This is a genomic window from Micromonospora sp. KC213 (assembly GCF_004348325.1).
Taxonomy (GTDB): Bacteria; Actinomycetota; Actinomycetes; order Mycobacteriales; family Micromonosporaceae; genus Micromonospora.
In genome coordinates this window covers 1-7,535 of the sequence record NZ_SMKF01000227.1, presented here as the reverse complement: position 1 = coordinate 7,535, position 7,535 = coordinate 1, and the positions used below count along the sequence as shown (strand labels likewise).

Here is a 7,535-nt window from a genome sequence, read left to right as displayed (position 1 = left end):
CCGTACGCCGGGATCTACCCCACCGCCTCACCCGGCGGCTGGCTGCTCGTCGGCCGCACCGGGCTGACCCTGTTCGACGTCACCGCCGACCCGCCGGCCACGCTCACCCCCGGCACCCGGATCCGGCTGGTGCCGGCATGATCGAGATGCTCCGGGCCGGTCCGGCCACCACCGTCCAGGACCTCGGCCGACCCGGGTACGCGCACCTCGGCGTACCCCGGTCGGGGGCGCTGGACCCGGCGGCGCTGGCCCTGGCGAACCGGCTGGTCGGCAACCCACCCACCGCCGCCGGCCTGGAGATCACCCTGGGCGGAGCGGAACTGCTGTTCACCCGGGCCGCCACCGTCGCCCTCACCGGAGCCGACGTCGAGGTGCGGATCGGCCAGCGGCCGGGAGACGTCGGCCGCCCGCTGTCGGTGCCGGCCGGTGCGGTGCTGCGGATCGGCCCGCCCCGCGCCGGGCTGCGCAACTGGCTCGCCGTCGGCGGCGGGATCACCGTCGCGCCGGTGCTCGGCAGCCGCGCCACCGACACCCTCTCCGGTCTCGGCCCACCCCCGGTACGCGACGGCGACCACCTGCCGATCGGTCCGTGGCCCGGCCACCCGCCACCGGTGGACCACAGCGTCGTTCCGGCGGTGCCCGCGGAACTGCGGCTGACCCTGCGCCCCGGGCCACGCGCCGACTGGTTCACCGCCGACGCCCTCGACCGGCTGCTCGGCACGACGTACACGGTCAGCCCGGTGGGGAACCGGATCGGTGCCCGCCTGGTCGGCGCGCCGCTGCCCCGGGCGATCGCCGGGGAACTGCCCAGCGAGGGCGTGGTGCTCGGCGCGGTGCAGGTGCCCGCCGACGGCCAACCGCTGATCTTCCTGGCCGACCACCCCACCACCGGCGGCTACCCGGTTATCGGAGTGGTGGACGACGTGACGGGACTCGCGCAGGCCCGGCCAGGCACTACGGTGACCTTCCATGGACCTCAACGCTGACCTCGGCGAGGGATTCGGTATCTGGCGGCTCGGCGACGACGCGGCACTGCTGGACCTGGTCACCTCCGCCAACGTCGCCTGCGGCTTCCACGGCGGCGACCCGTCCACCATGCACCGGGTGTGCGCCGCCGCCGCCGAACGCGGCGTCGCCGTCGGCGCGCAGGTCGGGTACCGCGACCTCGCCGGCTTCGGCCGTCGCCGCATCGAGTACGCCTTCGCCGACCTGCGCGACGAGGTCATCTACCAGCTCGGCGCCCTGGACGCGTTCTGCCGGCTGTTCCGTACCCGGGTCCGCTACCTGAAGCCGCACGGCGCGCTCTACCACGCCGCCGCGGTGGACGAGTCCCAGGCCGCCGCCATCGTCGCCGCCGTCCGGGGATACGACCACGAACTGCCGATCCTCTGCGCGCCCGCATCGAGGCTCGCCCAGCTCGCCGCCGGGGCCGGCCTGCGGGTGGTCGCCGAGGGCTTCGCCGACCGCAACTACCTGCCCAACGGATCGCTGGTGCCGCGCACCGCACCTGACGCGCTGGTCACCGACCCGGAGCAGGTGGCCGCCCGGGCCGTCCGGATGGCCACCGAGCGCACTGTCGTCGCGATCGACGGCAGTGCGATCGCCTGCCAGGTCGCCTCGATCTGCCTACACGGCGACAGCCCCGGCGCGGTCGCCGCGGCGAGGCTGGTACGCACCGCGCTGATCGACGCCGGGGTCACCCCGAAGCCGTTCGCCTGACCTGGCGACCCGGCCGGTCTCGTGGCCGCGTCCCGTAGGCGTCCTACCGGGACCCGGTCGCCGTCGCCCGTCGCGGGTCAGACGTCCAAGCCGCGCAGCACCAGCGGCACCCGCGCCGCGCCGCCCTCGACCACCCGCACCGGTACGCCCCAGTCCTGCCGGGTCAGGTGGCAGGCGGCGTGTTCCACATCCACGTCGCAGGTGGCCGCCTGAGCGGTCACCTGAAGCACACCCTGCGCCACCGCGCCGTTCACCACCAACCGGCGGGACAGCTCCGTGCTCGTCCCGGCCCCATCCAGCAGCAGGTCCGGCGGGGACGCCGAGACCACCAGCCGGGTCGACGGGCCGTACGTGTCATCCAGCTTCTGCCCCGGCGCGGGCGTGAAGACCACATCGAGGACCACCTCGCCGGCTGCCACGTCGGTCGGCCGGCGTTCCAGCCGGTGCCGGGGACCGTCCACGGTGTTCGCCCCGGCCGCGGAGAGCGCCCCCGGAGCCAGCCGGGTCACCCGGTGTGCGGCCGACTCGACCACCAGGACGCCGCCGTCGGCGGTCAACACCAGGTCGCTCGGTTCGGCCAACCCGTCGGCCACCGTGGTGACCTGGTCGGTGGCCGGGTCGAAGCGGCGCACCGCGCCGTTGTAGGTGTCCGCGATCAACACCGAGTCGTCCGGCAGCGCGAGCACCCCGAGCGGGTGCTGCAGCAGCGCCCGGCCCGCCGGACCGTCGACGTGGCCGAAGTCGAACAGCCCCTGCCCGACGGCCGTGCCCATCACCCCGTTCTGCACGTACCGCACCGCGCTGGTCTCGCTGTCGGCGATCCACAGTCGGCTGCCGTCGGCCGAGACCGACAGCCCGGAGGGCTGCGCCAGCCACGCCTCGGTCAGCGGACCGTCGCGCAGCGCCTCCACGGTGGTGCCGGCGTACATGCCGGCGGTGCGCTTCACCGGATCGAACCACCAGAGCTGGTGGATCCCGGCCATCGCGACCACCACCCGGTCGTCGTACCAGGCCAGATCCCACGGGGAGGACAGGTCGACGGAGAGCGCGTCGTGGGCGTGGTCGTCGACCGTGCCGCGCCACTGCCGGCCGGTGCCGGCGACCGTCACCACCTCACCGGTCGCCAGCTTGACGCCGCGCAGCAGGTGGTTGACGGTGTCCGCGACGAGCAGGTCGTACCCGGCGATCTCGGCGGTGTGCGCCGGGAGTAGGCAGAGCCCCTGCGGTTCGGCGAAGGACGCGGTGTCGGCCGGCCCGTCGGCGCGACCCCGGGCGGCGGAGCCGATTCGCCGCAGCAACTGCTCGCCGTCGGGGGCCAGCTCCACCAGGGAGTGCCGGGCCGAGTCGGAGACCAGCAGGTTGCCGCCGTCGAGCACCACCGCCTTGCCGGGGAACCGCAGCGTCGTATCCGGCTCCGCCGGCGGCACGTACGGGCCGTCGCCGCGGCGCAGGGTGCCTTTCGCCTCATGGGTGGCGATCAGGTCGTCGACCAGCCGGGCCAGCCCTTCGGCGTGCCCCTCGCCGGCCATGGTGGCCACCACGTACCCCTCCGGGTCGACCACCGCGAGGGTCGGCCAGGCCTTCGCCGCGTACTGCTGCCACATGTCCAGCTCGGGGTCGTCCAGCACGGGGTGGTGCACCCCGTACCGCTCGACGGCGGCGGCCAGCGCGTCCGGATCCTTCTCGTGCTCGAACTTCGGCGAGTGCACGCCGATCACGACGAGCACGTCGGCGTACTTCTCCTCCAGCGGGCGCAGCTCGTCGAGCACGTGCAGGCAGTTGATGCAGCAGAAGGTCCAGAAGTCGAGGATCGTTATCCGTCCTCGCAGGTCGGCCAGCTGGAGGGACTTCCCGCCGGTGTTCAGCCAGGCCCGGCCGCGCAGTTCTGGAGCCCGTACTCGTGCGCTCATGACCCCATCGTGCCGCATCAGTGGTTTCCCGTCGTCGCGACCGGGCGGACGGAGCGGCGTACGCGACACCGCAATCGCGCCGAGGAACGGCTAGCCCGCCCCGCCCCCGTTGCGCTCGCGTCGCCGCGACGCGTATTCACGGACCTCAGCCGCGTCCCAGATGCGCCCGACGGTCAGCGTGTCGATCGGGGCTGGGAAGTCTGGCCGGTCGACCAGGATGGCGGCGCGCTGACGGGAGACGCCGAGATATTCGGCGACTTCTGACAGGGCCATTACGCGCACGGGCGGACCCTCCGGCGACACGGGTAGGCCACTTGTCACTGCCCATGATCGTTGGCGGCTCAGCGGTAGCCGCCCCGGCGTGTCGTGTCGCTCAGCTACCAGTCATCGAGGGCGGACGACGGCGGGATGAAGGCGAAATCCGACACAAGGTGTCAGGATTTGGCTGGAGTATGGGTTCACCGGCCGACGCCGATCGCGGACATCGACCGGACCTGTCGACAAGTAAGGACGTTGATGCACGAGACGCCAGAAGAGCTCAGCGAGCTGCAGGCCCTTCTCGAAGCCTCGCTCTCCCGTGCCACCTCACACCTGCGTTCGATCGTGGCCGAGAACACCCTGACCGCAGGACAACTCACCCAGATCCTGACCGGCATGTGCACACTCGCCCTGTCCACCGTGACGGCGAAGGGCGAGCCGCGAATCAGCGGCGTGGACGGGCACTTTTTGCACGGAAAGTGGCACTTTGGGACGGCGCATAGCGCCGCCAAGGCCCGCCACCTCGCCGCCCGACCCGCCGCCAGCGTCGCGCACATGCGCGGCGAGGATCTGGGCGTGTTCACTCACGGGACGGTGGAGATCCTCAACCCTCGCGACGGCGAGTCAGCCCCCGACTGGCCGGACCTGCGGGCCTACTTGAAGGAGTTCTACGGCGACGACCTCTTCGACTGGGACAACGACGTGCTCTACTACCGGCTGCATCCACACTGGATGACCGTCTACGCCCCCGATATCGCGAAGCTCACCCCGGCGTCCCAGTCCTGACTTCTCCCGGAACGGCCGGCAGGGCCACGGATCCGTGGCCCTGCCGGCCGTCGCGTCGGGTCAACGGGTTGGGTCAGGAGGCCTTCTTGAGGCAGAGCACCGGGTTCGCCTCGTTGCCCTTCAGCACCACGTGCGGCTGGGTCGGGTCGGTGCACTTGTCCTTGCTGTCGACCCGCGACACGACGGTGAACGCGTCCGGTTCGCCACAGTTCGCCGCCGTCGCACCGTTGCCCGACCGTTTCACGCAGGAGCCGACCGCCGGGTTGAAGCCGGCCGGCTTGGCGTCGTCGCCACCAATCTTGCCGAGCAGCATGAGCAGGCCCAGCGGTATCGCCAGGATCAGCACCGCCGCGATCAGCACGATGGCCAGTACCCGGCCGTTGCGGACCTTCGGCGCCGGCTGCTCCGCCTTCGGCTCGACTTCCGGCTTGAAGGCGTCGAAGCGGCCCTGATCCGACTCCGGGTCCTGCGGCCAACCACCCGCGCCGGACTGCCCGCCGGTGCCGGGCTGGCTGGCCGGCGGGAAGGGCTGCTGCCCCGCCGGCGGAAACTGCTGGCCGGACGGTGGGAAGGGCTGCTGTCCCGCCGGTGCGAACCCCTGGTCGGCGGGCGGGAACGGCTGCTGCCCGGCCTGGGGGAACTGCTGGGTCGCCGGGGCGAACGGCGACGGGGCACCCCCGTGCGCCGGATCGTGCGCGGGGTGGCCGTACCCGGGCACAGGGCCTCCGGCAGCCGGGCCGGACGGGGTGCCGAACGGATCGGCTGGACGCTCACCCGGGCCGTGCGGCCGGGTGCCGTTCATCGGCCGGTTGTTGCTGGTCGGATCCGAGAACGCCGGGATGGCACCCGGGAACGCCGGTGGCGCTGCCGGGGAGGTGGGCGGAGCCGACGAGGGCGCCTCGCCACCGAAGGCGTACGGGCCGCCCGGCCGCTCCGGCTCGTCGAAGTGCGACTGGCCGTCGAAGCGCGTCCGGTCCTGGTCGTCGAAGCGCGGCTCGGGCGCGGGCTGGTGGCCGCCGGGCTCCTCCGCCGGTGTGTCAGTGTGCTCCGGGCGGGTCGGCCGGCCGTACACCCTCGGTTGCGGCGCGGCGCCGCCGGTCGCAGGCAGAGCCTGGTCGGCCGGGGGCACCACCCGGCTGGCCATCGGCACCGAGGCGCTGGCCGACGCCCGGCCGACGGCACCGCCGTCCGTGCCGTCCGTGCCGGGTGCGGTGGCCCGCCCGGCCCCGTCGGCCTCCGGGGAGGTACGCGGCGCGGGCACCATCGGGCCGGCCGGTGACTGCGGCGGGTCCGCTGCCCAACCGCCGGGGGAGCCCTCCCGTCCCGGCATCCCGAAGGACGGCTGCTCGGCAGGGCTGCCGAACGGGGTCGGCGGCGCGTAGTCGGCTGGCGGCGCGGCGGCCAGGCTCGCCCCGGGAATCCGCTGCTCCTGCGGGGGCAGCGGCACCTTGTTCGCCGGCGAGATGCCGGGCGCGGGGCCCGGTTGGTAGATCGGAGCCGGGTCGGTCCGCTTCGGCTCCCAGGCGTCCTCGGTCGGCTGCGGCGCGGCCTGCGACTCGGTGTGGCCCCACGCCTCGCCCGCCGACCACGGCTCGGCATCCGGTACGACCGGGCGGTCGGTGCCCCAACTGTCCGGAGCCGAAACCGAGGCGGTCGCCCGGGCCGGCTGTTCCGGCGGCGTCCACCCGCCGGGCTCCGGCCGGTCGTCAGGCTGCGGCGCGGACGCGGCACCCCAGGAGCCGGTACGGGCCGGCTCGTCCGCCGTGGGCAGGTCGTTCTGGCGTTGGTCGTGCTGGCCGGGAGCGGCACCCCAGTTGGTGGTCGGCTGCTGTGCCTCGCCCGCGTCCCAGCGGGCCGGAGCCGACTCCGCACCCGGTGACCAGGGTTGCGGCGTGGACTCGGCCTGCTGTGGCGCGCTGTTCCAGGTGTTGTCGCCCTGGTCCGGCTGGGCTCCGGCGTGCCAACCGCCGGAGCGGGCCGGTTCGTCCTCGCCGCCCCAACCGTTGTCGGCCTGCGGCACCGGCGCCGCGCCGCGGACGCCGTTGTCGGCCTGGGCCCAGGCGGGAGCATCTGGCTCCGGCTGCGCCGGTACGGGCACCGAAGCCCGGCCGGTGCTCCGGGGAGCCTCCTCGGCAGTGGACGGTCCGCCCTGCTGAGGCCCGGCGTCCCAGGTCGTGGAGCTGGTGGCGTCGTTCTGCTGCGGCCCGGCGTGCCAGGCGGGAGCGGCGTCGCCCTGCTGCGGGGGGTTCCAGGTGGGAGCGGCGTCGTTTTGCGGCGCAGGGTTCCAGGCGGGAGCGGTGTCGTTCTGCTGGGGCGCGGGGTTCCAGGCGGGGGAGCCGTTCACGTCGCCCTGCTGGGGGGCGGCGTTCCAGGCAGGAGCAGCTTCGCCCTGGGCTTCGGGGTTCCAACCGGCGGGGCCGTTCTGCTCCTGGCCACCCGACTGCCAGCCGCCCGAGTGGGCGGGTTCGTCCTGGGTGGACGGCGCGGGCCAGCCGCCGGAGCGGGCCGGGTCGGCCGGTTGCGCTGCGGCCGGCCAGCCGTTGTCGGCCGGCTCCTGCGGGGCCGGCGGCGCATTCCAGCCGCTCGGGCCGTTCTGGTCGGCCTGCGCCGGCCAGCCGTCGTTCGGCTGTCCGGTGGGCTGCGGCACCCGGGCGGCGCCGCGTGCGCCGCTCCCGGGCGGCGACCACGCCGACGGGGCCTGCTCGTTCTGCGCCCATCCGGTCGGGCCGGGTGAGACCTGGCCGGCGGCGGGGGCGGTGGCCCAGGCGTTCTGCTGCTCCACCTGGACCGCCCAGGCGGGCTGCGGTGCCCCGTTGGGAGTCGCCGGTTGGTCCGGCTGGGCACCCCAGGCGGGCTGGGGGC

The 7,535-nt window shown here is 74.2% G+C and carries 7 protein-coding genes; 4 read left to right on the top strand and 3 right to left on the bottom strand.

The genetic code is table 11. The features are described from left to right. The 3 genes from E1166_RS27980 to E1166_RS27970 form a co-directional block, all read left to right on the top strand. Window positions 1-141 (top strand): carboxyltransferase domain-containing protein (locus E1166_RS27980; protein ID WP_132342890.1); only part of this gene is annotated, 141 nt, incomplete at its 5' end. After that, the gene (locus E1166_RS27975; RefSeq protein WP_132342889.1) at window positions 138-986 is read left to right on the top strand and encodes a biotin-dependent carboxyltransferase family protein; all 849 of its coding nucleotides are present in this window, start codon (window positions 138-140) and stop codon (window positions 984-986) included. The genes E1166_RS27980 and E1166_RS27975, both read left to right, overlap by 4 nt. Continuing rightward, window positions 970-1,719: a 5-oxoprolinase subunit PxpA gene (locus tag E1166_RS27970; RefSeq protein WP_132342888.1), complete on the top strand. Its 750-nt coding sequence runs from the start codon at window positions 970-972 to the stop codon at window positions 1,717-1,719. The genes E1166_RS27975 and E1166_RS27970 overlap by 17 nt, the downstream gene beginning before the upstream one ends. Window positions 1,720-1,796: 77 nt before the next feature. On the opposite strand, the gene E1166_RS27965 is transcribed toward E1166_RS27970, so the two are convergent. Together E1166_RS27965 and E1166_RS27960 are read right to left on the bottom strand one after the other, a co-directional pair. Then, the gene (locus tag E1166_RS27965; protein ID WP_132342887.1) at window positions 1,797-3,629 is read right to left on the bottom strand and encodes an NHL domain-containing thioredoxin family protein; all 1,833 of its coding nucleotides are present in this window, start codon (window positions 3,627-3,629) and stop codon (window positions 1,797-1,799) included. A 90-nt stretch (window positions 3,630-3,719) separates the two neighbouring features. Continuing rightward, complete coding sequence (locus tag E1166_RS27960) at window positions 3,720-3,902, bottom strand: DNA-binding protein (protein ID WP_132342891.1); 183 nt, start codon at window positions 3,900-3,902, stop codon at window positions 3,720-3,722. A gap of 243 nt (window positions 3,903-4,145) precedes the next feature. On the opposite strand from E1166_RS27960, the gene E1166_RS27955 reads away from it, so the two are divergent. Continuing rightward, window positions 4,146-4,673: a pyridoxamine 5'-phosphate oxidase family protein gene (locus tag E1166_RS27955; RefSeq protein ID WP_132342886.1), complete on the top strand. Its 528-nt coding sequence runs from the start codon at window positions 4,146-4,148 to the stop codon at window positions 4,671-4,673. A gap of 73 nt (window positions 4,674-4,746) precedes the next feature. Here E1166_RS27955 and E1166_RS27950 read toward each other — a convergent pair. Further along, a partial coding sequence (locus tag E1166_RS27950; RefSeq protein WP_207914588.1) for a hypothetical protein occupies window positions 4,747-7,535 on the bottom strand: 2,789 nt, incomplete at its 5' end.